The organism is Streptomyces hokutonensis (assembly GCF_042751305.1).
Lineage (GTDB): Bacteria > Actinomycetota > Actinomycetes > Streptomycetales > Streptomycetaceae > Streptomyces > Streptomyces hokutonensis_A.
In genome coordinates, this window is record NZ_JBHYWD010000009.1 from 40110 (window position 1) to 64102 (window position 23993).

The window sequence follows — 23993 nt, forward strand, 5'->3', positions numbered from 1 at the left end:
CAGTGGGGGGGGTCGGCTTTCTCGGGCTCAACACATAGTCTATCAGTGTCTGCCTTCGTGGGGGGCCCCCGGTCCCCCACCGGGCCCCGCCCTCCTCGTGTGCGTGCCGCGTCAGATGCCCCGGCGTGGGCCGGGCGGCAGGGCCGGGATGTGGTGCATCCCGGTGTGGCCGTGCTGCTGGCCGATGTGGCCGAGCTGTCCCACGCGCTGCCACTGCGACTGCTGCCGGGCGCTGTAGGCCCCCGCGCTGTACGCGCTGTACGAGCTCCCGCCGAACGAACCGCCGCCGAACGAGCCCGTGCTGTGCGGGCTGTGCCCGAAGGCCGTGAAGCCCAGCTCCTCCTCGCCGGTTCGGTCACCCGGCAGCGAGCGGAAGGTCTTGACCCACTCCGAGTAGAGCCGGTCGTAGATCGGCGTGGCCGAGGGGCCGCCGGGGCTGTCCCGGTCCGATCGCGAGGACGGGATCGGCTGGTAGGGCCGGCTGCGGGGAACATCGTATGCGTGCACGTATGTCCAAACGACGCGTGACCTGAAGGGATGCGGCTCAGGTGCCCGCGAGCGGGAGCGCGGAGCCGACCAGCTTGCCGTTGGCCGCCGCCTTGTCGAGCGCGCTGCGCAGCAGGTCCTCGCGGGGCTGGCGGCCGATCGAGCCCACCGGTGCCGCGAACATCAGCACCTGCTGGTGCTTGTTGGCGGCGGCGCGCCAGCTGTCGGTGACCTGGAGCGGCTGGTGCGCCTGCCACCAGGCCACCGGGGAACCGCCGTTGGAACTCGGCTGGAGCACCGCGTGCAGCTGGCCCGCGGCGAGCAGCACCGACCAGCCGTGCAGTACCGGCGGCACGGTGGTGATCTCGCTGAGCGGCATGAAGCCCTGCTCGATCAGCAGCGGCAGGAAGTCGTCGCCGGCGCCGGTCGAGCCGGGCCGCACGATGGCCGCGGTCGGCTCCACCACCAGGGCGGGGTGCAACTCCCCTGAGATCAGGACGAGTCCGCTGGTCACCCCGAGCACGGCCTGCTCGGGTACGGCCTTCTCCGGTTCGCCGGCCGGGGCGTGCGCGTTGCCGCTGATGGAGCGGACGGCGCCCTGCAGCTGCTCCTCGGTGACCTGGACGATCTGGGAGGGCAGGCAGGTGGCGTGGGCGAAGGCGAGGACGGCGGTCTCGTCGCCGATGAACAGGACGGTGCTGGTGCGCTCCTGATCGGAGTCGCCCTGGGTGCGGCACGACGTGCAGTCGTAACTGCCCGGGGCGTTGTCTCCGGCGAGCAGCCGGTCGGCTTCTTCGTCGCCGATCTCGGCGCGTACGTCGTCGCTGACGTCGAGCATGCGCGGCACGGGTGGCTCCCTCGGAATGCGGTGCCCGGTGGGTCCCGGGCTCATGAAGAAGACAACGGAGGATCTGTGGCGGGAGTCACGCTCCGGGGCGAACCGAATCGAACCGACCGACGCGGACGGTCACGACTGGTACGGAATCGGACACTCCCTGTCAACTCTTTGAAAGGTCAAGGGAGTTGGTTGCGTGAACCGAGTCACAGCGTTTGTCGGCAACTGGTCGAAAAATCGTGAAATCAGCGAATGTAGTGGGTGGCCGAAAAATGCCGATACCCACGGTAACGGTGAACTGGCCTGCGGCGACGGGCAGTTGGTCGACATCGCCTCGTCCACCTCCGTACATTCCTCCGCCGTGTGCAACGAGCACCGCTCGGGACACGTCCGCCGGCCGAACAAGCCAGCAAGCAGCACCACTTCCGGCGGACGGGGAGGAGCGCGAGCACCACGTCGATGCGTGGGAACCGCGAACCGCCTTGGGGGACCCCGGGTTGTTGGAGAGGGAACTACATGTCCGAATGTGCCGATACCACTCGCGACAACACGCCTGAGACCCACCGCAAGGGTCAGGCGCGGACCGCGGCGGTCCTCGCCGGAGCGGCCCTGCTCGCCCCCCTGGGCGTGCTGGCGGCCACCGGCAACGCCGCGGCGGCCGACAGCGGAGTGTGGGACCGCATCGCCCAGTGCGAGAGCGGCGGCAACTGGCACATCAACACCGGCAACGGCTACTACGGAGGACTCCAGTTCTCCGCCGGCACCTGGCGCGCCTACGGCGGCTCGGCCTACGCGGCCACCGCCGACCAGGCCTCGCGGTCCGCGCAGATCGCCGTGGCCACCAAGGTCCAGCACGCCCAGGGCTGGGGCGCCTGGCCGGTCTGCTCGGTCAAGGCCGGAGCGAACGGCAGCGCACCCGCGGCCTCCTCGGGCAAGGTCACCGAGCAGTCGACCAAGGCGAAGACGCCGAAGACGACGAAGAAGTCGTCCACCGGGTCGACGGTCGAGTCGGCCAAGAAGGCGGCTCCGTCGAAGCCGGCGGCGAAGACGCCGGACCGCGGCACGAACAACGCCTCGCGCGGCACGTCCCGCGGCGACTACACCGTCCGCAAGGGCGACACCCTCAGCGGTATCGCCGCCGAGCACGGGACCACCTGGCGGAAGATCTACGCCGCCAACAAGGCCGTCATCGGCGGCGACCCCGATCTGATCGTGCCGGGCCAGCAGCTCGACCTCTGAGCCGACTCGGCCTCTGGGCCGAACCGCTCCCGCGCCGCCCCCGCCAGGTCCGTCGACCGGGCGGGGGCACGCCCTTTTACGCCAGTTCGGCCGCCTCGCCGCCGAACACGACCGCCCCGCGCCGCAGTTCGTAGACGAGGGCGGCCCGGCCGCGCAGCACGGGCGGCAGCCGCTGCTCGGCGACGACCACGCACGCGTCCAGCCCGCCCAGCAGTTCGTACGTGCGGTCCGCGACCGCCGGTGACATGCCCTGCGCCGGTTCGTCGACGAGCACCACGCGCGCGCGTGCCAGCAGGGCACGGGAGAGGGCCAGCATGCGTTGCTCGCCCCCCGAGAGGGTGCCGGCCCGGCGGGGGAGCAACGGGCCCAGCTGTGGATACGCGTCGAGAGCCACGGAGTGGTCCCGCGCCGCGAGTTCGAGGTTCTCGCGGACGGTGAGGGACCCGAACACGGCCCGCCGCTCCGGCACCAGACACAGCCCCCGGCGGGCTCGCTCATAGGCCGGCATACGGGTCACGTCGGCGCCGTCCCACACCACCACGCCGCCCGACAGCGCGACCGTACCGGCGAGGGCGCGCAGCGCGGTCGTACGGCCCGAGCCGTTGCGGCCGAGCAGGACGGTGAGCCCGTGGGCGGGGGCGGCGAGGGTGACGCCGTGCAGGGCTTCGAGGGGGCCGTAGCGCACGCGCGCGTGGCGCAGGGAGATGGTCATGCCGGGGTCTCCCAGCTGCCGGGTGCGTCCAGGACATGATCCGGAGGCCCGGAGGCGACGATGCGCCCCGCCGTCATCACATGGACCACGTCCGCGAGGTCGGCGACCAGATCGAGGTCGTGCTCCACGACGAGCAGCGCGGTGCCCTCGGCGGCCAGCGCCCGTAACACCAGGGCCAGCGCGGCCACTTCGGCGGTGTCGAGCCCGGCGGCGGGCTCGTCGAGCAGCAGCACGCGCGGGCTGCCGGCGAACGCCCGCGCCAGTTCGACCCGGCGCAGCGTCCCGGTGGGCAGCCCGGCGGCGGGCAGCGACCGCAGCTCCCCGTCGAGCCCGAACAACCGCAACGCCCGCTCCACGGCCGCCGGTTCGGCGACCCGCCCCTGCTCGGCCCCCACCCGCACGTTCTCGGCGACGGTCAACGAGGGGAAAACGGCGAGCTGTTGAAAGGTCCGGGCGACCCCGAGCCGCGTCCGGGCATGCGCGGGAAGCCTGGTGATGTCCCGCCCACCGAGCCGAACCCGCCCGCGCACGGGCCGCACGGTCCCGGCCAGACAGTGGAACAGAGTGCTTTTTCCAGCCCCGTTGGGCCCGACGACAGCGGTCACCTGCCCCGCCCGCACGACGAGATCGACACCGTCGAGGGCGATGAAGCCGCCGTAACGGGCGTAGAGGGCATGGGCGGTGAGAACGGGCGGGGTCCGTGGCGGGGCGGTGCGCCTCCGCGGGTCCCGAGCCCTGGAGGGTCGCCCGGGGGCGGTCTCCGCTGGGCGGGCAACGCCCTTGCGGGTGGCTGCTGTTGGGTCGATCTTGCTCCTGTGGGTGGCTGCCGTTGAGTCCGGCTCGTCCGGGTGCCCGGGCCCGGAGGTGCGTCCTCGCGGGTCCCGCGCCCCGGACATCAGCTCGGAGTCGGCTTGTGCAGGGCGCGCAGCACCCCCGCGGGTTGCTGCCGTCGTGCCCGCCTCGTCTGGCTGCCCGAGCCCGGCGGCGCGCGGGCGTGGGGCCCGGGCGCCCTCGGACACCCGGCCGGCGCCGAGCTCCACGCGGTGTACAACACCCGCGTGCGCAGGAGCCGTTGACCCCGTCCGCCCCGGCACAGCCACCAGCCGCAACCTCCGCCGCACGCCCAACCCCATCGGCGTGAGCCGCGCCCGGTGTTGGGGCCGCAGGTGCCCGACCGTCGTTCGCAGTGCCTCGTAGGGCCCTCCGGGAAACCGCCCCACGCACACCGCCAGCACCCCGATCAGTGCGGCCGCAACCCCGCCGCGCGCGCCCGCGTCCAGGCCCACCAGGAGGGCCGCGGCCGTCAGTGCGCCCAGTGTGCTGTCGGCGCCCAGGACGACCACCGCGGCGAACCAGAGCAGGCCGCGGACGGGGTCGTAGGCCGAGGGGTCGAAGGCGCGCAGGCCCATGCCGAGCATGGCGCCGCCGAGGGCGGCAAGCGCGGCGCCCGCGACGAAGGCCAGGAGTTTCAGGGAGGGGACGCGGACGCCCGCGGCGGACGCGCCTGCCTCGTGGTCGCGCATCGCGGCGAGGGCGCGGCCCGTGCGGCTCCGGCGCAGGGCGTGGGTCGCCAGCAACGCGCCTGCCAGGAGGACGAGTTCGAGGACGTAGTAGGCACGGTCCCCGTCGAAGCCGGCCGGGCGACCCAGCGACAGGCCCGACGTGGCGTACGGCTGGGCGAAGACGAAGCGGCTGACCCCGACGCCGACCGCGAAGGTCGCGAGGGCGAGGGACAGGCCGTGGCGGCCGATCGCGGGCCAGCCGGTGAGCAGGCCCAGGGGAGCCACCAGGAGGACCGCCACCGCGAGCGCGGCCAGCTCCGGGAGGCGGGGCAGGCCCGGGAAGCGGCCCGCCGCCAGCAGCGCCGTGAACAGGGCGCCCAGGCCCGCGTACGCCGCTTGCCCCAGTGAGAGTTGGCCGCCGCGCCCGGTGACCACCACCAGGGACAGCAACACCACGCCCAGCGCCGGGACTTGGACCGAGGTGTGCAGGTCCGAGCCCGCGAAGCCGAGGGGGAGCAGGAACAGCACCCCGGCCACGATCCAGGCCCCGGCAGGCGTCGCGACGCGCGCGGAAGCCGTACGGGGGAGGGCGTCCCTCGCACCGAGACCCGGTAGCACCAGCGCCGCGACCAACAGAGCCACCACGAACAGGTTCGCGCCCACCGCCTGCACCAACTGCCCGCCCCAGCCGGACAGATGAACCCTCGTCAACTGGCTCTGCCCGACCCCGATCCCCAGCGCCACCACCACGGCGACCGGCAGACTCCGCATCCGCGCGGCCACCGCGACCGCCACCACCTCCATGACGAGCAGGGGCAGGCCGTACGGGTCCAGGCGCACGTAGGGGGCGAGGAGCACGCCCGTCAGCCCCGCCGTGAAGGACCCGAACGCCCAGCCCGCCGCCGCGACCCGGTCCGCGTCCACACCGGCCAGCACCGCGAGCTGCCGGTCGTCCACCACGGCCCGCAGCTCCCGCCCGAAACGCGTCCAGCGGATCACCGCCCCCACGCCCGCCGCGAGCACCAGCACCACCGCCAACTGCCCCCAGGGATCGGCCGACACGAGCTCCGGCGCGTCGTCCCGGGCGCCCTGCCCCCACACCAGCGCGGCCCCGCCGACCAGCAGCACGAACACGCCGATGGACGCCACCAGGGTCTGCGCCGGATCGCCGCCGAGGACCGACAACGGCCGGAAGACGAACCGTTCCAAAACGACCCCGATACCCGGCGCGAGGAACAGCAACGTCACCACCGCACCCAGCCACAGCGGCCAGCCCCACCCCACCACGCACTGCCGCAGCACGTACGCGCACACCATCGCGACCGCGCCGTGCGCGAAGTTGAGGACGCCGGTCGCCCGGTACGTCACGATCAGGCCGATCCCGGTGAGCGCGGCGGCGCTGCCGACGGACAGGCCGGCGAGGGTGAGGTCGTAGGTCAGCGAGGACATCAGTCGTCGGCTTCGGCGGGCTCGCAGATCGGGCAGGGGCCCAACTCGCCGTTGGCCACGAGCTTCGAGTCCACCGGCACCGCCTCCGCCTTCCCGGCGACCAACGGGCAGTCCGCGCGGTGCCACAACGTGCCGCCCGGCACCATCAACAGGTCCCCGCTGACCGCCACGGGCGCGGCGGCGGCCTCCGCCGACTCCTCGGCGTCGTCGGGCTCGGAGGCCACGAGAAGGGCGTACAGCTCCTCCACGCGCGCGGTGGCGAGGACGCCGCGGCCGTGGGTGAGCAGGATCGCGCCGGCGACGATCAGCGCGGCGCCGGGGATCGTGCAGGAGGCCAGGTAGGGGAGTTGCCGTTCGGCGTAGCGCTCGCCGGAGACGCCGTACCAGCCGAGCACGCACAGCACCGCACCCGCGGCGAGCGCGGCCCAGCCGGCCCACAGGACGGGACGCACGGTCCGCAGTCGGGCTGTCCGCATTTACGGCTCCCACATGTCATGTGTCTGTCCATGCCGGCCAATGGCTTGCACTATGCCTTCTGACACCCGACCTGAAAACACCGGGCGCGCACGGCCCGGACCGACACCCGGCGGTGAGCCAGATGGTTCTCGGGAGCGACCTCAGGCGAAGGAACACAAGGCGCGGACGGGGCACGGCAGTTACGGCCGCCGCCCTCATGCTCGCGCTCGGCCCCGCCCTGGCGGCCTGCAGCGACGACAGCGGGGGCGGCAGCGGCGCACCACCGCCCACCCCGTCCGTCGAGCGGACGACGAGCGCACCGGCGACCGCGCCCGCCGACCCGGCTGCCGCCACCACCCAGATCAAGGCCAACTGGAAGAAGTTCTTCGACCCTGCCTCCTCCACCAAGGACAAACAGGCCGTCCTGGAGAACGGCGACAAGATGGGCGCGGTCCTGAAGGCTTTCAACGGCGACAAACGCGGCGGGCAGGTACAGGCGGAGGTCACCAAGGTCGAGTTCACCAAGGCGGACCAGGCGACCGTGACCTACACCCTGACCCTCAACGGCGCCACCGCCCTCCCGGACGCCTCCGGGACCTCCGTCGAGCAGGGCGGCACCTGGAAGGTGTCCGTCAACACCCTGTGCGCGCTGGTGGCGTTGAGCGGCGATGCCTCGTCGTCGCCCGGGTCGGGCTGCTGAGACCGCTGCCGCGGTGCTGCTGCTCCTGGTGGGCACGGCCTGCGGCAGCCGTCTCCCGGAGAGCGACTTCGACCATGGCGGCACCCGTACGCCCGTGCCGAGCACCGGCGCGCCGATCCGGGTCGGCATCATCACCAGCGCGACCAGCCCGGTCGGCGGCGACACCTTCACCGGCCCCCGCGACGGTGCCCAGGCGTACTTCGACCGCGTCAACGCGCGCGGGGGCATCGGCGGGCGCCGGGTCGAGGTGCGGTTGTGCGACGACGGCGGCAGCGGGGTCGGCGACAACGAGTGCGTGCACCGGCTGATCGACGAGGACAAGGTCGTCGCCCTGGTCGCCACCACCGCCCTCGACTACGCGGGCGCCAACCGCGTCTCCCACGCGCGCGTGCCCGACATCGGCGGCCAGCCCATCGGCGCCGCCTACGACACCTGGCCGCACCTCTACGGCATCTACGGCAGCCTCGCGCCCCGCGCGGGCACCCCGGGCTGGGGCGGCAAGCTGTACGGCGGCACGGAGGTCTACCGCTACTTCAAGCGCGAGCAGGGGGCCCGTACCGCCGCCGTCGTCTCGTACAACCAGGCCGCGTCCGCCGCCTACGCCCGGCTTGTCGAGCAGGGGCTGAAGGCCGAGGGCTACAAGGTCGTCCCCGAGCAGGTCGACTTCGCGCTGCCCAACTTCCGCGCGGCGGCGGCCGACCTGAAGCAGCAGGGCGCCGACCTCGTCTTCGACGCCCTGGACACGCACGGGAACGCCCGGTTGTGCGCGGCGATGGACCAGGTCGGCGCGCAAGTCGTCGCCAAGGTGACGAACGTACAGAATTGGACATCCACCGTCCCGGAGGACTACAAAAACGCCCCGCGCTGCCGCAACGCCCTGTGGGCGACCGGGTCCAGCCGGGATTTCGACGACGTGTCGCAGCCGGCCGTGAAGGAGTTCCGGGAGGCGACCAAGGGGCTGAAGGCGCATTCCCAGTGGCAGTTGGAGGGCTGGGCGGCGGCGATGTGGTTCACGGACGCGGCGAAGGCATGCGCGAAAACGGGCGTCACGCGCGCGTGCGTCGACGGATTCATGAACCGGAGCGAGCACTACACCGCCGACGGCCTGCTGGTTCCCGTCTCCTTCGAACGGCTGGCGGAACCGCCGAAGACGCGCAGGACCTGTCTGTCGGTCGCGCGGTGGCAGGACGGGAGGGGGTGGGTTCCGCAAGGAGACATGAACAGCACCTGCTTCGAGGTGCCCCAACTCCCCTACAGCCCTTGATACAGACTTCGACCATGTTGGAGACCTCGGCACGACTCCTGCGTCTGCTCTCGCTGCTCCAGGCCCACCGCGAGTGGTCCGGCGCCGACCTGGCCGACCGGCTCGGGGTCACCCCGCGCACCGTGCGCCGGGACGTCGACCGGCTGCGCGAGCTGGGCTACCCCGTCAACGCCAGCCCCGGCACGGGCGGCGGGTACCAGCTGGGCGCGGGTGCCGAGCTGCCGCCGCTGCTCCTGGACGACGACGAGGCGGTCGCCGTGGCGGTCGGCCTGCGCACCGCCGCCGGACAGGGCATCGAGGGCATCGGCGAGACCTCCGTACGCGCCCTCACCAAGCTGGAACAGGTCCTCCCGAACCGGCTGCGCCGCCGGGTGGGCGCCCTCAACGCCTTCACCGTGCCGATGCTGCACAACACCCTGCCGTCCGCCGTGGACCCCGCAGTGCTGACCGAGCTGGCCGCCCTGTGCCGGGACGCCGAGCGGCTGCGCTTCGAGTACGAGAGCCACGACGGCGCCCCGACCCGCCGTACCGTCGAACCGCACCGCCTGGTGTGCACCGAGCGCCGCTGGTACCTGGTCGCCTGGGACCTGGACCGCGAGGACTGGCGCACCTTCCGCGTCGACCGCGTCACGCCCAGGCCGCCGCACGGGCCGCGCTTCACCCCGCGCGAGCCACCGGCCGAGGATCTCGCCGCGTACGTCTCGAAAGGGGTCTCCACGCGCGCGTACGCCTCGCAGGCCGTCGTCCGGCTGCTGGTGCCCCTGGAGCGGGCCGCCGAGCGGATCTCACCGTCCGCCGGGACGCTGGAGGCGGACGGGCCGGACACCTGTCTGCTGCGGACCGGGGCGCCGAACCTCGATGTGATGGTGATCCATGTGGTGATGATGGGCTTCGAGTTCGAGGTCCTGGAACCTCCGGAGCTGACCGGGGCGATCAGGAGGGCCCGGGACCGGCTGTCCCGGGCGCTGGACCGGGACAGCCGGGGGCCGCACGGCGATTCTGTGCCGGAACGGTGAAACTCTTATGCCGTGTCAGCTCCCGCCGTACGGCACGGAATCGGAATGGAATGGGGTGCCCGGCCGGTTCTCGCGGAACTTTCCGCCGGGCTATTCGACGGGCCGGACCGACAGGCGGGAATTACGTTCGAATGCCCGCGTAAGGCGTACGGAACCGCTCATACGTGTGAGGTGGGCAGAACAAAACACACGTCCTGATCCTGTGACAGAAGTGTGACCGGAGAGGGTCATGGAGAGCCGGAGAAGGGCTAGCGTGGCGGGCATGGCACCCATTCCGACTCCACCGGCAGCGCCCCAGGACAGCCCGAACACCTACGTCGGCCTCGACGCGCCCGAGGCCGAGCGGCTCGCGCGGGAACGGGGGTGGTCGACCGTGCGGTCGCTGCCGCCGGGGGCGATCATCACCATGGAGTACCGCGAGGGCCGGCTCAACTTCGAGGTCGAGGACGGCACGGTGGCGCGCGCCTGGAAGGGCTGAACGCGCACATCACGAAGGCCCCGGTTCCGCAGGAGGAACCGGGGCCTTCGTCATGCGGGGATGGGTTGTGCGTACCGGCCCCGCCGCTGGGTGGGTCAGCCGCCCGCCGCCGGACGGGCCGTCGTGGAGGTGGTGCCACGTGCCACCCGGTCCGGATGCGGCGGGCGGCGGCTGCCGATCGGGGTGACCGGGGTGCGCTCCGAGCGGGTCGTGTGCGGGCTCGGCGCGAGATGGACGGCAGGCCGTGCCGCACGGCTCGCGGTGACCGTCTCGCGGGCCGCCGGGACCTCGTCGCCCGAGGCGGAGGCGCGTGGCTTGAGCAGTACGGGCGCGGTGACCGGCGGCGCGGGTACGGGGGCGGGCGCCGTACCGCCGCGGCGGGCGCGCCAGCGGTCGCGGTAGTCGAAGATGCGGGTCTCGGCCAGCGCGATCAGCGGCTCGCACCACGGGAGGGCGAGCAGGACCAGCAGACCGGCGGCCCAGCCGAGCAGTACGTCGCTCAGCCAGTGCGTACCGAGGTAGACCGTGGCGAGGCCGACGCCGAGCGAGGTGACGGCGGACGCGGCGGACAACCAGCGGCGGGCTCTCGGCGTGGAGGCCAGATACGCCAGAATTCCCCAGGTCACGACCGCGTTGGCGGTGTGGCCGCTGGGGAATATATCGCCGCCGAGGCCCATTTCGTTCGAACCGATGACGGTGGCGTAGTGCGGGCCGAGGCGGCCCATGCCGAGCTTGGCGGCGCCGACCGTGATGTTCAGCAGGAGCAGCAGGGTGCCCAGGGTCAGCAGCGGGCGCAGGGTGTGCTGCCGCCACGAGCGCCAGCCCAGCCAGGCCGCGACCATCACCGCGGTGGGGCCGCGCTGGCCCAGCACCACGTAGTAGTCGACGAACCAGTGGATGCCGGCCCATTGCTGGTACGGCCGGAAGAACATGACCTGCCAGTCGAACCGGACCAGCCAGGAAGTGGTCACGACAAGCCACACGATCGCCAGATAGAAGGCCAGGGTCGCCGCGAACAGCACGACCCTGTGCCGGCTCATCTTCGGCACATCGATGTTGGCCGGCCGTTCCGGTTCCCGGTCCAGCCGCGCGAACACCCGGTCCAGACGGGTGAGGTTTCGTTCGGTACGCACCCAATCGACGTTACAGCGAGTGAGTGTGGATGCCCGTCGAATCAGCGGCTTTGTGATGACGATGTGATGTGGGAAAGCTCTCAGGGACAGGTTTATTTCCGAGGATTCCGCAATCCCCGATGGCTCCGCCCTTCAATTCCTTTGATCATGCCGGGCCTCAGTTTTATGGCACTTATGAATTAGTTCACCAAATGCTGGGGTGAAATTAGCCGGACGCTCACCGGCCGCCGGAGTGGATCATGGCGGACCGGTGCCGTTCAGCCAGAACGCCCCGTACACGGCCGAAGCCACCGCGACACCGCCCACCACCCACGCTGACCTGGAGATACGCAGCCGCGCCAGGGCGAGCGCGAGGGGGAACAACAGGGGGAACGCGGGCATCAGCAGGCGCGGTTTCGAGCCGAAGTAGCTCGACGCGCACAGCGCGAGCGCGGTGACGACCCCGGTGAACACCAGGAGCGGCAGCGGCTGGCCCTGCCGGACGCCCACGACGTACAGCCAGAGGACCAGCCCGACCCCGACGATCAGCCCGACCCCGGCCAGGGCCGACGGGAACGAGGTGAACTTCTCGCCGACGAACCGGGCGAAGGCGGCGCCCCCGTCGAAACCGTTCCGCCAGCCCGCCTGCACGTCGAGATAGCCCAGCGGACCCTTGCCGGTGTGGTGGCCGACCCACAGGACGTACCCGGCGGCGCCCAGGGGCGCGAGCGCCAGACCGAGGGCGCACCGCCAGTTCCGTGCGCCGGGCGCGGGCGCCGTGCTGCGGTCCCGCACGAAAGAGGTGACGCCGGCGACCCACACCGCGGCCACCACCGCGAGCCCCACGGGCCGGGTCAGCCCGGCCAGCAGCGCCAGGGTGCCCGCCGTCAGCCGCCGGCCGGTCAACGCGGCGTACAGCGACCAGGCGGCGAGCGCCGTGAACAGCGACTCGCTGTACGCCATCGACTGCACGATCCCGACCGGGAGCACGGCCCACAGCAGCACGGCGTACACGCCCACGTGACGGCCGTATACATGCTCGGCGACCGCGAAGATCCCCCAGGCCGCCGCGAGCGACGCGAGCAGGCTCACCACGAGGCCGCCGTCGGCGTACGACAGCGGGAAGACCGCGTGCATCAGCCGTTCCAGCCAGGGCAGCAGCGGGAAGAAGGCGAGGTTCGAGTGGACGTCGCCGTTCGGGAGCCGCACCTCGTAGCCGTAACCGAGGTCGGCGACCCGGGTGTACCAGAGGGAGTCCCAGCGGGCCGTCAGCAAGGTGTGGGCGCTCTTGCCGCGCGCCGCGCTCCACACCGTGAGCACCACCAGGCTCAGGGCGCGGACGGCGGCGTACCCGAGGAGGGCCGGGGCCGCCCGGCGCAGGGGTGCTTCAAGATCGGTCACGGGCTCGATTATCGAGGGGGTGCGGAACCGGCAGGCCCGGCGGGGCGTGGTCCACAAGAGGGGAAGTGGTGTACGCCACACGTGTTGTCCGGGGAGTGTGAGAGGTCCGCCACGTGGCATTGGCGTGAACTCGCGTACTCTGACGGCTCACTCGCCTTCGTTGCGCGGGTCGGAGACACCGCTCCTCTCCGGCCCGAGGCACGGGGAGTCCCCACCCCGTGAGCCCGCCGAACGCGAGGGAACATCTGGGAGGTAGTACATGTCCGGGACGACCACGGCCGCCGCAGCGCTGCGCCGTCGGGCGGCCGGGGCCGGTGCCAACCGCTGGGTCGTCCTCGTCGTCCTCTGCGTGAGCCTGCTCCTCGTCGCGCTCGACGCCACCGTGCTCCATGTCGCGGTGCCCGCCGTCACCGAGGACCTCAAACCCGGCGCGATAGAGCTGCTCTGGATCGTCGACGTCTATCCGCTGGTCTGCGCCTCGCTCCTCATCCTCTTCGGCACGCTCGGCGACCGGGTGGGCCGCAGACGCATCCTTCTCCTCGGCTACGGCCTCTTCGGCATCGCCTCCGGCCTGGCCGCCTGCGCCCACGACGCCCAGGTCCTGATCCTCGCGCGGGCGCTGCTCGGCGTCGGCGGCGCCATGATCATGCCGGCCACGCTGTCGATCCTCCGCCAGGTCTTCCCCGACCGGCGCGAGCGCGCGGTGGCGATCGGCGTGTGGAGCGCGGTGGCGGCGGTCGGCGCGGCGGTGGGCCCGCTGCTCGGCGGCTTCCTCCTCGAACACTTCTGGTGGGGCTCGGTCTTCCTGGTCAACATCCCCCTGATGCTGATCAGCCTGCCGATCGGCCGCCTCCTGCTCCCCGAGTCCCGCGGCGACCGCAACGGCCCGTGGGACGTCGTCGGCGCCCTGATGGCCGCGGGCGGCCTCTTCGGGGTCGTCCTGGGCGTCAAGCGGCTCGGCGGCGGAGAGCCCGTGGAGAGCGCCTGGACCGTGGCCCCGCTGCTCGTGGGCGCGGTGCTGATGGTTCTCTTCGTACGACGGCAACGGCGCCGTACGCATCCGCTGGTGGACCTGAGCATGTTCCGCAGGCCGGCGTTCAGCACCTCCGTCGGCTGCATCGTGCTGGCGATGCTGGCCCTGGTGGGCCTGGAGCTGATCGCGGCCCAGTACCTGCAACTGGTCCTGGGCCTGTCGCCCCTCCAGACGGGTCTACGACTGCTGCCGCTGACCTTCGCGGCGATGGCGGCGGGGCTGTTCGGGGCGCGCATGCTCCGGCGTTTCGGCCCGCGCCGGATGGTGTGCTTCGGCTTCTGCCTGACCGCGTTCTCGGTGCTGACGCTCACCATGATGGGCGGCCGGGACAACACCGGGCTGCTGCTCTTCGGGTTCCTGCTGCTCGGGTTCGGCCTGGAGATGACGCTCTTCGGGGCGTACGAGTCGATGCTCAGCGAGGCACCGCCGGCCCAGGCGGGCGGCGCGGCGGCGATCGGCGAGACCTCCTACCAACTCGGCGCCGGCATCGGCATCGCGCTCCTCGGCAGCGTCATGAACGCGGCGTACGCGCCCGGACTGCGGTCCGTACCCGGGGTACCGACCTCCGCGTCGGCCTCGGCGGGCCATTCACTGGGCGAGGCGTACGACGTCGCGTCGCGTCTCGGTGGAGTGCGTGGTGCCGCCCTGCGCGACGCGGCGCGGCACGCCTTCGTGCACGGGCTGCATGTCACGCTCCTCGTCAGCGCGGGCCTGCTGCTGCTGGGCGCGGTGATGGCGTTGCGCCTGCCGCGAGTCATGCAATGCGAGGCACCTCTGGCAAAGGTCCCTGCCCCTCGCGAGGTCGCACAGCCCCGCGTCTCCGCCTGAACAACCCTCTCCCACCCACGCACCGCCCGTGACGCACCCTTCGGACGCCCGTGGACGGGCGGGCGGGTGGGAGAAGGTTTGGGGGGTGCTGGACGTGCCTGACTCGTCGTCGTAACGTCGACCCCGTTGTCGTAACTAGCGGTGATAGTTTTTAGGTGCCGGAGGCTGAGCCATGTCATCGTCCTCGAAGTTGCCCCCCTTCGACCCCGCCGACCCCCTCGGCATCGACGACCTGCTCGACCCCGAGGACCTGGCGATCCGGGACACCGTGCGCGCGTGGGCCGCCGACAAGGTGCTGCCGTACGTCGCCGAGTGGTACGAGAAGGGCGAGTTGCCCGGGATCCGGGAGCTCGCGCGGGAGTTGGGCGGGATCGGGGCGCTCGGGATGTCGCTCGACGGGTACGGGTGCGCCGGTGCCTCCGCCGTCCAATACGGGCTCGCCTGCCTGGAGTTGGAGGCCGCCGACTCGGGGATCCGGTCGCTCGTGTCCGTGCAGGGATCCCTCGCGATGTACGCCGTCCACCGCTTCGGCAGCGAGGAGCAGAAGCAGGCCTGGCTGCCGCGCATGGCCTCCGGCGAGGTCATCGGCTGCTTCGGGCTGACCGAGCCCGACCACGGCTCCGACCCGGGTGCGATGCGGACGTACGCCAAGCGCGACGGCGGCGACTGGGTGCTCAACGGGCGAAAGATGTGGATCACCAACGGATCGGTGGCCGGGGTCGCCGTCGTGTGGGCGCAGACCGACGACGGGATCCGGGGGTTCGTCGTGCCCACCGACAGCGCCGGATTCTCCGCGCCCGAGATCAAGCACAAGTGGTCACTGCGTGCGTCCGTCACCAGTGAACTCGTCCTCGACGACGTGCGGTTGCCGGCCGATGCCGTGCTGCCGGAGGTCGTCGGGCTGAAGGGGCCGCTCAGCTGCCTGTCGCACGCTCGTTACGGAATCGTGTGGGGTGCGATGGGCGCGGCGCGCGCTTCCTTCGAGTCCGCCGTCGAATACGCGAAGACGCGGGAGCAGTTCGGGCGGCCGATCGGCGGCTTCCAGCTCACCCAGGCCAAGCTCGCCGACATGGCGGTCGAACTGCACAAGGGGATTCTGCTCGCCCATCACCTGGGGCGGCGCATGGACGCCGGGCGCCTGCGTCCCGAGCAGGTCAGCTTCGGCAAGCTCAACAACGTACGGGAGGCCATCGAGATCTGCCGTACGGCACGGACGATCCTCGGTGCCAACGGGATCTCGCTGGAGTACCCGGTGATGCGGCACGCGACGAACCTGGAGTCGGTGCTCACGTACGAGGGCACCGTCGAGATGCACCAGCTCGTGCTGGGCAAGGCGCTCACCGGACTCGACGCCTTCCGGTAGACCGGCGGCTCGGGAACAACCCTGCGGGAGGCAGGGCCGGTAAGCGGCCCTGCCTCAGCTCTGGTTGAAGAAACCGTCCTCGCGGCGCGCGACCGGGTCGCCGCTGACGATCTCGGTGTTGGCGGGGGTCAGCAGGAAGACACGGTTGGCGACCCGCTCGATCGTGCCGCGCAGGCCGAAGGTCAGGCCGGCCGCGAAGTCGACCACGCGCTTGGCGTCGGTCGCCTCCATCGCCGTGAGGTTCACGATCACCGGGACACCTTCCCGGAACAGCTCACCGATGGCGCGGGCGTCCCGGAAGCTGTCCGGGGTGACCGTGCCGATGCGCCGGCCCTTCACCTCGGCGACGTCCTCGGCCACCTTCACTCGCGGGTCCGTCACCCAGGCATCCCCGGGCTGCTCGGTCCCTTCGGAGTAGTCGTCGTCGTAGTAGCGCTCGTCATCGTTGTCGTCAACGAGCCCAAGCCAGGCACTCGCCTTGCGTACCGATCCCATGGACGCCTCCTCTCACAGCGGTCTTTATTGCTATCCGCATCCCTATGGTCATCCATGATGCGGATCGCGCGCCAAGTGGATAGACGCCGCGCGGGGGGTTTGTGACGCTACTGGTGCACAGCCAATACGTCGAGGGCCCCCGTGTATCAAGGGTGTTGCCGCATACGGCTGCTGACTGAGAGTGAAATATGATTCTTCCCGGCGTCCGGGTGACGGCTGGTGCGTACGGGTGAACGGAGTGGTCGATGCGATGCGGCTGCTCAACGCCCGGTCAGATGCCATGTCGAACTCCGGATGCCCTGTCAGATGTCGTTCACGCCGCGGGGGGTTGTCGTGTTCGGAATGGTCCGGCCTTGCAGTCATCGGCTCGGCGAGAACCTCAAGAACCAGTGGCTGGCGCATTTGTGCGGGCTGTGCCTCGCGCTGCGCGGGGACCATGGGCAGTTCGCGCGGATTGTCACCAATTACGACGGTTTGCTGCTCTCGGTCCTGACGGAGGCTCAGGTCGAGCGGGAGGGCGGTGGATGGCGGCGTACGGCCGGGCCCTGCCCATTGCGCGGGATGCGGACCGCGTCCGTCGCACAGGGGGAGGGGGCGCGCCTCGCGGCGGCCGTCTCGCTGGTGCTGGCCTCCGCCAAGGTGCGTGACCATGTCGCCGACGGGGACGGGCTGCTGGCCCGCAGGCCGGTGGCGCTGGCCGCGCGGCGCGTCGCCGGGAGCTGGGGGCGGGCCGGGGCGCGGACCGGCGCGGGCGTCGGGTTCGACGCCGGTGTCCTCGTCGAGGCCGTGGAGCGGCAGTTCGGCATCGAGGCGCTCGCCGGGCCGGGCACGCCGATCCTGACCGTCACCGAACCGACCGAGACCGCTACCGCGGCCGCCTTCGCGCACACCGCGCTCCTGGCCGGACGTCCCGGCAACGCCGTACCGCTGGCCGAGGCCGGGCGCCTCTTCGGCCGGCTCGCGCATCTCCTGGACGCCGTGGAGGACCGGGAGTCCGACGCGGCGTCGGGCGCCTGGAACCCGCTCACCGCGACCGGCACCCCGCTCACCGAGGCCCGGCGGCTGGCCGACGACGCGCTGCACGGGATACGGCTCGCACTGCGGGAGACGTCCTTCACCGACGGCAAGTTGGCGCATCTGCTGCTCGCGCACGAACTCGGGCGCTCGGTGGACCGGGCCTTCGGGACACAGTCGTGCGGGCACGGACCCGAGGCCGCCTTCGGGCCGCCGCAGACGCCCTACCTGCCGGGCGATCCACGCCACGACGGCAATCCCTACGGCGGCAATCCCTTCGGCGGGAATCCCTTCGGCGGTGAGCCGCCGCGGCCCGACAAGCGCGGTTTCTGGGCCGGGTGCGCCGCCGCGCTCGGGCTGTGCTGCACCTGCAAGGTGTGCTGTGCCGACGAGTTCGAGGGGCCGTGGTCGCGGCAGCGGCGAGAGGGATGCTGCTCCAGCTGCGACTGCGACTGCTGCGACGCCTGCGAATGCTGCGAGTGCTGTGAATGCCTTTCGTGCTGCGACTGCTGACCGTGACAGGCAGTCACCAGCGTTGTATACGACCGCCTCGCGGGCCATTGCCGACCTGCGAGGCCGGGCGGCCCGCGTTTCGGCACGGTAAAACAAAAACATGATCCGGTGACCGGTGTGCCGTGAGGGTCGTTGGGCGGGAGCAGAACCATTTCTGCCTCAGGTTCGACTCTTGATCAACTCGCCACCCACTTAAGGCACTTCAGTGGACGTCACAACAAAAGCGACCACCAGCATCCGCGCCAGGCTGCTGAGGATTCTGGTCCTCGCCCTCGCGGTCCTGCTCGCCCTGCTCGGCATCGCGGCCACCGAGCAGATCTCCGCCTACCGCAACGCCTCCGCGACCGCCGACAACGCCCGCCTGGAGATCACCCTCCAGGGACTCGTGCACGAACTGCAGAAGGAGCGCGGGCTCACCACCGGATACGTCGGCGGCGTCCGGCAGTTCAGCGCCAAGCTGCCCGCGCAGCGCAAGGCGACCGACGCCGCGCGCCGGCAGCTGGACGTGGCCCTGAAGGGGCGCGAGGACGCGGCCGCCGGTTCCGTGCGCGAGTCCCTCGGGCGGCTCGACGGCCTGGCCGGGATCCGCAAGGACGCCGACGACGGCACCGGCGTGGTGAAGGACACCTTCGACTACTTCACCACCACCATCACCTTCCTCGACCGGCTCGACCTGGGCCTCGAAGACGTCCACGACGCCACCCTGCGCGACGCCTACCAGGCGCTCCAAGTCCTCGGCAACGCCAAGGAGTTCACCGGCGAGGAGCGGGCCATCGTGCTCGGCTCGGTACGCGCCGGGAAGTTCCGCGGTGACGACTACGGCCGGTTCATGGAGATCCGCGCCGGGCGTCTCGCCGCCCTCGACGCCTTCCCCCGGTCGGCCACCGCCGTGCAGGAACGGCGGCTGGACACCGCCCTGACCACGCCCGACGCCGAGCGCGCGCTGTCGTACGAGAGCAAGGCGGTGCACGGCACCGGGAAGCTGAAGTCGAGCGTCATTCCGCCCATGGCCTGGTGGGACTCGATGACCTCCACCATCAACGGGATGCGCGGCGTACAGATCGGCCTCGGCGCCGATGTCGAGAACCGGGCCGCGCAGCTGGAGAGTTCGGCCCAGCGCGACCTGCTGCTGTTCCTGCTGCTCGCGCTCGGCACGGTCGCCGCGCTCGGTGCGCTGGCCCTCGACTGTGTCCGGTCCGTCTCCTCGCCGCTGGTCGAACTCGCCCAGCAGGCACGGGAGGTGGCCGGGAGCCGGCTGCCGCAGGCCGTGGCCGCCGTACAGGACGGGTCGTCCGGGGCGGCGCCGCAGCCGCCCGCCCGGCTGGTCGTCGCCGACCGGGCCGGGGCCGAAGTCCGGGAGGTGGCCGAGGCGTTCGACCGGGTGCAGCGGTCCGCCTTCGATCTCGCCACCGAGCAGGCCGTGTTGCGGCGCAACGCCACCGACTCGCTGGTGAGCCTGGGCCGTCGCAACCAGAACCTGGTACGCCGTCAGATCAGCTTCATCAACAAGCTGGAGCACGAGGACGCCGACCCGGCGACCCTCGCCAACCTCTTCGAACTCGACCACCTGGCCACCCGTATGCGCCGCAACGCGGAAAGCCTCCTCGTGCTCGCTGGAGAGTCCAGCCCCCGCCCCTGGTCGACCCCGCTGGCCGTCAACGACGTGCTGCGCGCGGCGCTTTCGGAGGTCGAGGAGTACCGCCGGGTCACCCTGCGCCGGATCGAGCCCGCGTTCGTCACCGGCTCCGTCGTCGTCGAAATCGCCCATCTGCTGGCCGAGTTGGTGGAGAACGCGCTGAGCTTCTCGCCGCCGGACTCCGACGTGGAGATCGAGGGACGGCGCACCAGTGCCGGCTATCTGATCGCGATCGTCGACCACGGGCTCGGCATGGACAACCAGGCCCTCGCCGAGGCCAACGTACGGCTCTCGGGAACCGCCAGCTTCATGGCCGAACCCACCCGGTTCCTGGGCCACTTCGTGGTCGGCGCGCTGGCCCGCAAGTGCGGTATCGAGGTACGGCTCGGCGAGGCGCCGGCGGCCGGTGTGGTCGCGCGGGTGCTGATCCCGGCGGCGCTGCTGACGGAGAAGGCGGTCGAGGCGAAGCCCTCGGTCCCGGCACCGAGGAAGGCGGAGACGGACATGGAACCGAAGACCGAACCGGCGGCGGCCCAGGTGGCGGCCCCGGTGGCCGCCAAGGGCGGTTCGTCCGCCGCGCGCACGCGCAACGGCCTGGTCAAGCGCCCGCAGCGGAGCGGTATCGCGGCGGCGGTGAGCGAGACCGACCGCACCGACCGGACCACCCCCACCGCACCGCCCAACCCGGAACGGACCCCCGAACAGGTCTCCGGGATGCTCTCCACGCTGCGCAGCGCCCATATGCGGGGCGGGATCAGCGTCGAGAAGGAGAAGCAGCAGAACGCCGAGACGAACGAGGGTGCCGCCAAGTGACCGCCGTCGACACCCAGCACGACTCGGGGACCTTCAACTGGATGCTCGCCAACTTCGTCAAGAGCACCGACGGCGTGCGGGACGCGGTCGCCGTCTCCTCCGACGGGCTGCTGATCGCCGTGTCGGACGGGCTCGGGCGGACCGAGGCCGACCATCTCGCCGCGATCGTCTCGGGGCTGAGCAGTCTGGCCCGCAGCGCGTCCAAGCGTTACAGCTTCGACGGGGTCAAGCTGATCATGATCGAGATGGGCCGGGGTTTCCTGCTCGTCTCGGCGATCCGGGACGGCAGCTGTCTCGGTGTCCTCGCCGACAGCAGCGGTGAACTGGGCCTCGTCGGCTACGAGATGGCGGTGCTCGCGGAGCGGGCGGGTGATCTGCTCACCCCGACCCTCATCGCCGATCTGCGGCAGGCGTTGCCACGGTGAACGGTGAACAGTCCAGGGACGTAGAACCTGAAGAGGACGCGACGTTCGTCCGGCCGTTCATCATCACCGGCGGCCGGTCCGAGCCCCTCCAGGCCGATCTGCGGCTGGAGACGCTGGTCGTCGCCGTCGGCGTGCCGGATCCGTCGCTCGCTTTCGAGCGGCGCCACATCGTCGCGGTGTGCGAGCGGCCGACGACCGTCGCCGAGGTGGCGCACCGGGTCGGGGTGCCGCTCGGAGTGGCGAAGGTGCTGATCTCCGACCTCGTCGTCGCCGGGCAACTCGCCTGCCGACAACCCGCGGAGCTGCCGCTCCAGATGCTCGAAAGGATCAGGGACCATGTCCGGGCGCTCTGACAAGATCGTGCCGCTGGCCGTGAAGATCGTGGTCAGCGGCGGCCTCGGGGTCGGCAAGACCACGTTCATCGGGGCCATTTCGGAGATCGAACCCCTCGACACCGAGGCCGCGATCACCCAAGTCTCCGTAGGCGTCGACTCGTTGGTGGGGGTCGAGGCGAAGACCACCACGACCGTCGCCCTCGACTTCGGGCGGATCACGCTCGATCCGACGATGACGCTGTATCTGTTCGGGACCCCCGGACAGGACCGCTTCTCGTTCCTCTGGGACGACCTGGTGGAGGGCGCGCTCGGCACGGTGGTCCTCGTGGACACCCGGCGGATCGAGGACTGCTTCCCTGCGGTCGACTACTTCGAGTCGCAGGGCGCGCCCTTCGTCCTCGCCGTGAACCGCTTCGACGGCGCCGACCGCTTCGACGTGGAGGAGGTCCGGGAGGCGCTCGGGCTGAGCGCGGACGTACCCGTGCTGGAGTGCGACGCGCGGAACCGGGACTCCGTACGCGATGTGCTCGGCGCGCTGATGGACCGGGTGATCGGGGTCCGGGCGACGCCACGACGGCGTACGGCCGCGCTGTCGCGCTAGGTGTGGCGGAGGAAGTGTGGACGAAACCCGAGGGGAGGGGTGCGTGTGAAGGCGGAACGGGTGGAGCGGGAGAACGCCTGAAGCGCACGGTCAGAGGGAGATTCCGGCGACCGGGACGCGCAGTGGGTCAGCTCAACAGGAAGAGGACCACACTCGACCGAGGTCGATGTGGGAGCGCTTGACCAGCCACTGCTGCCGATTCATGGACTAAGTGGAACAGGCATCCGGTGGGGCGTCAACCGAGATGAGACGTACTGCTCACAGTGTGGACGTCCTTGACAGTGAGGGGAAACGGCGCCGTACAGTCGGTGGACGGCCCTGCTGAGGGGCTCGGCCGTACGGTGCCGCTCGGCGCCCTGTGTGAAGGCATTCGCCCGTGTTGCTCACGTCACGGAGTCTTCGCATGTCTTCCGACACTCCCACCCCCGTATCCGCCGCCCCGGGCACAAGGTCCTCCCTCGTGATCGTCGGGGCCGGGCCGCGGGGGACCGGTCTCATCGAGCGCATCGCCGCCAACGCGCCGGAGCTGTACGCCGGTTCGGGCATCGCGGGTCTCGACATCCACCTCGTCGACCCGCATCCGCCGGGCGCCGGACGGATCTGGCGCGCGGCCCAGTCGCCGCTGCTGTGGATGAACTCGCACGCCGAGGACGTCACCATGTTCACCGACGAGACGGTGGTCATGGACGGCCCGGTACGCCCCGGCCCCACGCTGCACGAATGGGCGGACATCGAGGGCTCCACCTTCGCCGACCGACAGCTCCAGGGCGCCTATCTGCGCTGGGTGCACGAGGAGGCCGTGGCCGCGCTGCCGCCGGGCGTCACCGTCCACCACCACCCGCGGCGCGCCCTCAGGGTGAGCGGCTCGCGCGAGGGCCGCCAGCAAGTGTGGCTGGAGGGCCGCCCGCGCCCGCTCCTCGCCGACCTCGTCGTCCTCGCGATCGGCCACCTCGACGCCGAACTCGACGACGAGCAGCGCGAGTTGGCGGCCTACGCCCGCGCCCACGACCTGGTCCACCTGCCGCCCGACTTCACCGCCGACAGCGATCTGACCTCCCTCGCGCCCGGTGAGAGCGTCATCGTCCGCGGCTTCGGGCTCGCCTTCGTCGACCTGATGGTGCTGCTCACCGAGGGCCGGGGCGGACGCTACGACGGCGACAACACCTACATACCTTCGGGGCAGGAGCCGGTGCTGTACGTCGGCTCGCGGCGCGGGGTGCCGTACCACTCGAAGATCGGTTACGAGTGGAGCGGTGAACGGCCGCCGCTGCCACGGTTCTTCGGGCCCGCCGAGGTCGACGCGCTGCTCGCCCGGCCGGACGGCTTCGACTTCCGACGGGACGTATGGCCGCTGGTCGAGAAGGAGTTGGGGTTCGCGCACTACCACCGGCTGTTCGGTGTGCACCCGGAGCGGACAGCGATCGCCTGGACCGACTTCGAGGAGAAGTACGCGGCCGGTGAGGCGGCGGAGCGCGAGGCCCTCGTGGCGTCCGCCGTGCCCGACCCCGCCGACCGGCTCGACCTCGCGGCGCTGGACCGTCCACTGGACGGGGCGCGGTATCCGTCGCCGGAGGCGTTCCAGGAGGGCCTGCGGGCCTATGTCGAGGCCGATCTGAGCCGCCGTCACGATCCCTCCCACAGCCCCGACTTGGCGGTCTTCCTCGGACTGCTCTCCGTCTACGGGCAGTTGATCCGGCTCGGTGACATAGGGCCCTGGTGGCACGGCTTCTTCAGCTACCTCGCCTCCGGGCCGCCCGGACCCCGGCTGCGCCAGCTGCTCGCGCTGTCCCGGGCCGGCATCGTCCGGTTCGTCGGCGCGGACATGGCCGTGACCGCCGAGGACGGGGTGTTCCGGGCGTCCAGCCCGACCGTGCCGGGCGCCACCGTCGAGGCACGGGCGCTCGTCGAGGCCCGGCTGCCCGAGCCCACGGTCGGACGCGCCCTCGACCCGCTGCTGCGCGAACTGCACGCCGACGGAGCCGTGGAGACCCCGGAGGGGCTGCTGCGGGTGGACCGCACCGACGGCCGGATCCTCGACGCGGCCGGCCGCCCGCACCCCCGGCGCTTCGCGCTCGGCCCCTACACCGACGTACGGACCCCCGGCGCCTTCACCCGCCCGCGCACCGGCGGCCCCGCCTTCCGGCAGAACGACGCCACCGCCCGGGCCGTACTGGCATTTCTTCGGGACCTCGCGTGTCGGGCCGCGGCGTGACAGCCGATCGGTGAAGTCCCGGGCTTCATCGAGGACTTGGCCCTCTCCGAGGTGCTCCCGAACGACAGGAAGGCT

The 23993-nt window shown here is 71.5% G+C and carries 21 protein-coding genes; 13 read left to right on the forward strand and 8 right to left on the reverse strand.

Going from position 1 to position 23993, the window contains the following annotated elements:
* Positions 1-111: 111 nt before the first annotated feature.
* Positions 112-507 (reverse strand): hypothetical protein, encoded by a 396-nt coding sequence (locus tag ACFXC1_RS23870; RefSeq protein WP_381245603.1) that lies wholly within the window; start codon positions 505-507, stop codon positions 112-114.
* Positions 508-544: 37 nt separating this feature from the next.
* Positions 545-1333, reverse strand: coding sequence for a hypothetical protein (locus ACFXC1_RS23875; protein ID WP_019074910.1), 789 nt, complete (start codon positions 1331-1333; stop codon positions 545-547).
* A 504-nt stretch (positions 1334-1837) separates the two neighbouring features.
* On the opposite strand from ACFXC1_RS23875, the gene ACFXC1_RS23880 reads away from it, so the two are divergent.
* Positions 1838-2560 carry a transglycosylase family protein gene (locus ACFXC1_RS23880; protein WP_381245605.1) on the forward strand — a complete coding sequence of 241 codons (723 nt, stop codon included), beginning with the start codon at positions 1838-1840 and terminating at the stop codon, positions 2558-2560.
* A 76-nt stretch (positions 2561-2636) separates the two neighbouring features.
* Here ACFXC1_RS23880 and ACFXC1_RS23885 read toward each other — a convergent pair whose 3' ends face one another.
* From ACFXC1_RS23885 to ACFXC1_RS23895, 3 genes are read right to left on the reverse strand one after another with little or no spacing between them, the layout of a single operon-like run.
* Positions 2637-3272: an ATP-binding cassette domain-containing protein gene (locus ACFXC1_RS23885; RefSeq protein WP_381245607.1), complete on the reverse strand. Its 636-nt coding sequence runs from the start codon at positions 3270-3272 to the stop codon at positions 2637-2639.
* A complete protein-coding gene (locus ACFXC1_RS23890) occupies positions 3269-6223 on the reverse strand; it encodes an ABC transporter permease subunit (RefSeq protein ID WP_381245609.1) in 2955 nt (984 codons plus the stop codon). The genes ACFXC1_RS23885 and ACFXC1_RS23890 overlap by 4 nt, the downstream gene beginning before the upstream one ends.
* Positions 6223-6699: a hypothetical protein gene (locus ACFXC1_RS23895; RefSeq protein WP_381245611.1), complete on the reverse strand. Its 477-nt coding sequence runs from the start codon at positions 6697-6699 to the stop codon at positions 6223-6225. Before ACFXC1_RS23895 ends, ACFXC1_RS23890 begins: the two co-directional genes overlap by 1 nt.
* A gap of 122 nt (positions 6700-6821) precedes the next feature.
* On the opposite strand from ACFXC1_RS23895, the gene ACFXC1_RS23900 reads away from it, so the two are divergent.
* The 4 genes from ACFXC1_RS23900 to ACFXC1_RS23915 all read left to right on the forward strand — a co-directional run bounded on the left by ACFXC1_RS23900 (position 6822) and on the right by ACFXC1_RS23915 (position 10137).
* On the forward strand, positions 6822-7379 hold the full coding sequence (locus ACFXC1_RS23900; RefSeq protein WP_381245613.1) for a hypothetical protein: 558 nt from the start codon (positions 6822-6824) through the stop codon (positions 7377-7379).
* Positions 7348-8643 (forward strand): ABC transporter substrate-binding protein, encoded by a 1296-nt coding sequence (locus tag ACFXC1_RS23905; protein ID WP_381245615.1) that lies wholly within the window; start codon positions 7348-7350, stop codon positions 8641-8643. The genes ACFXC1_RS23900 and ACFXC1_RS23905 overlap by 32 nt, the downstream gene beginning before the upstream one ends.
* Before the next feature lie 14 nt (positions 8644-8657).
* Entirely contained in the window at positions 8658-9659 is a 1002-nt protein-coding gene (locus tag ACFXC1_RS23910) for a helix-turn-helix transcriptional regulator (protein ID WP_381245617.1), read from the forward strand.
* 262 nt (positions 9660-9921) lie between these two features.
* Positions 9922-10137 (forward strand): I78 family peptidase inhibitor, encoded by a 216-nt coding sequence (locus tag ACFXC1_RS23915; RefSeq protein ID WP_381245619.1) that lies wholly within the window; start codon positions 9922-9924, stop codon positions 10135-10137.
* Positions 10138-10232: 95 nt separating this feature from the next.
* On the opposite strand, the gene ACFXC1_RS23920 is transcribed toward ACFXC1_RS23915, so the two are convergent.
* Positions 10233-11270, reverse strand: coding sequence for a phosphatase PAP2 family protein (locus tag ACFXC1_RS23920; protein ID WP_381245621.1), 1038 nt, complete (start codon positions 11268-11270; stop codon positions 10233-10235).
* A 237-nt stretch (positions 11271-11507) separates the two neighbouring features.
* Complete coding sequence (locus tag ACFXC1_RS23925; RefSeq protein WP_381245623.1) at positions 11508-12650, reverse strand: mannosyltransferase family protein; 1143 nt, start codon at positions 12648-12650, stop codon at positions 11508-11510.
* A gap of 259 nt (positions 12651-12909) precedes the next feature.
* Here ACFXC1_RS23925 and ACFXC1_RS23930 point away from each other — a divergent pair, with 259 nt between their 5' ends.
* Positions 12910-14511 (forward strand): MFS transporter, encoded by a 1602-nt coding sequence (locus ACFXC1_RS23930; RefSeq protein ID WP_381245625.1) that lies wholly within the window; start codon positions 12910-12912, stop codon positions 14509-14511.
* A 172-nt stretch (positions 14512-14683) separates the two neighbouring features.
* Positions 14684-15874: an acyl-CoA dehydrogenase family protein gene (locus ACFXC1_RS23935; protein ID WP_381245627.1), complete on the forward strand. Its 1191-nt coding sequence runs from the start codon at positions 14684-14686 to the stop codon at positions 15872-15874.
* Between the two features lie 54 nt (positions 15875-15928).
* Here the strand turns inward: ACFXC1_RS23935 and ACFXC1_RS23940 are convergent, their stop codons facing one another.
* Positions 15929-16369, reverse strand: a complete 441-nt coding sequence (locus ACFXC1_RS23940; RefSeq protein WP_043681262.1) for a cell division protein SepF — start codon at positions 16367-16369, stop codon at positions 15929-15931.
* 333 nt (positions 16370-16702) lie between these two features.
* Here ACFXC1_RS23940 and ACFXC1_RS23945 point away from each other — a divergent pair, with 333 nt between their 5' ends.
* The 6 genes from ACFXC1_RS23945 (at position 16703) to ACFXC1_RS23970 (ending at position 23918) form a co-directional block, all read left to right on the forward strand.
* On the forward strand, positions 16703-17896 hold the full coding sequence (locus ACFXC1_RS23945) for a DUF5685 family protein (RefSeq protein ID WP_381245629.1): 1194 nt from the start codon (positions 16703-16705) through the stop codon (positions 17894-17896).
* Between the two features lie 205 nt (positions 17897-18101).
* Positions 18102-20345: a sensor histidine kinase gene (locus ACFXC1_RS23950; protein ID WP_381245631.1), complete on the forward strand. Its 2244-nt coding sequence runs from the start codon at positions 18102-18104 to the stop codon at positions 20343-20345.
* Complete coding sequence (locus ACFXC1_RS23955; RefSeq protein WP_381245633.1) at positions 20342-20770, forward strand: roadblock/LC7 domain-containing protein; 429 nt, start codon at positions 20342-20344, stop codon at positions 20768-20770. The genes ACFXC1_RS23950 and ACFXC1_RS23955 overlap by 4 nt, the downstream gene beginning before the upstream one ends.
* On the forward strand, positions 20767-21123 hold the full coding sequence (locus tag ACFXC1_RS23960) for a DUF742 domain-containing protein (RefSeq protein ID WP_381245635.1): 357 nt from the start codon (positions 20767-20769) through the stop codon (positions 21121-21123). Before ACFXC1_RS23955 ends, ACFXC1_RS23960 begins: the two co-directional genes overlap by 4 nt.
* Positions 21107-21706, forward strand: a complete 600-nt coding sequence (locus ACFXC1_RS23965; RefSeq protein WP_381245637.1) for a GTP-binding protein — start codon at positions 21107-21109, stop codon at positions 21704-21706. Before ACFXC1_RS23960 ends, ACFXC1_RS23965 begins: the two co-directional genes overlap by 17 nt.
* 403 nt (positions 21707-22109) lie before the next feature.
* Positions 22110-23918, forward strand: a complete 1809-nt coding sequence (locus ACFXC1_RS23970) for an FAD/NAD(P)-binding protein (RefSeq protein ID WP_381245639.1) — start codon at positions 22110-22112, stop codon at positions 23916-23918.
* Positions 23919-23993: the final 75 nt, after the last annotated feature.

Excerpts from the sequence above, each read along its gene's own strand:
- ACFXC1_RS23880 (WP_381245605.1), top strand. The coding sequence starts at position 1,838 with ATGTCCGAATGTGCCGATACCACTCGCGACAACACGCCTGAGACCCAC.
- ACFXC1_RS23885 (WP_381245607.1), bottom strand. The coding sequence starts at position 3,272 with ATGACCATCTCCCTGCGCCACGCGCGCGTGCGCTACGGCCCCCTCGAA.
- ACFXC1_RS23890 (WP_381245609.1), bottom strand. The coding sequence starts at position 6,223 with ATGTCCTCGCTGACCTACGACCTCACCCTCGCCGGCCTGTCCGTCGGC.
- ACFXC1_RS23895 (WP_381245611.1), bottom strand. The coding sequence starts at position 6,699 with ATGCGGACAGCCCGACTGCGGACCGTGCGTCCCGTCCTGTGGGCCGGC.
- ACFXC1_RS23900 (WP_381245613.1), top strand. The coding sequence starts at position 6,822 with ATGGTTCTCGGGAGCGACCTCAGGCGAAGGAACACAAGGCGCGGACGG.
- ACFXC1_RS23905 (WP_381245615.1), top strand. The coding sequence starts at position 7,348 with ATGCCTCGTCGTCGCCCGGGTCGGGCTGCTGAGACCGCTGCCGCGGTG.
- ACFXC1_RS23910 (WP_381245617.1), top strand. The coding sequence starts at position 8,658 with ATGTTGGAGACCTCGGCACGACTCCTGCGTCTGCTCTCGCTGCTCCAG.
- ACFXC1_RS23915 (WP_381245619.1), top strand. The coding sequence starts at position 9,922 with ATGGCACCCATTCCGACTCCACCGGCAGCGCCCCAGGACAGCCCGAAC.
- ACFXC1_RS23930 (WP_381245625.1), top strand. The coding sequence starts at position 12,910 with ATGTCCGGGACGACCACGGCCGCCGCAGCGCTGCGCCGTCGGGCGGCC.
- ACFXC1_RS23935 (WP_381245627.1), top strand. The coding sequence starts at position 14,684 with ATGTCATCGTCCTCGAAGTTGCCCCCCTTCGACCCCGCCGACCCCCTC.
- ACFXC1_RS23940 (WP_043681262.1), bottom strand. The coding sequence starts at position 16,369 with ATGGGATCGGTACGCAAGGCGAGTGCCTGGCTTGGGCTCGTTGACGAC.
- ACFXC1_RS23965 (WP_381245637.1), top strand. The coding sequence starts at position 21,107 with ATGTCCGGGCGCTCTGACAAGATCGTGCCGCTGGCCGTGAAGATCGTG.
- ACFXC1_RS23970 (WP_381245639.1), top strand. The coding sequence starts at position 22,110 with ATGTCTTCCGACACTCCCACCCCCGTATCCGCCGCCCCGGGCACAAGG.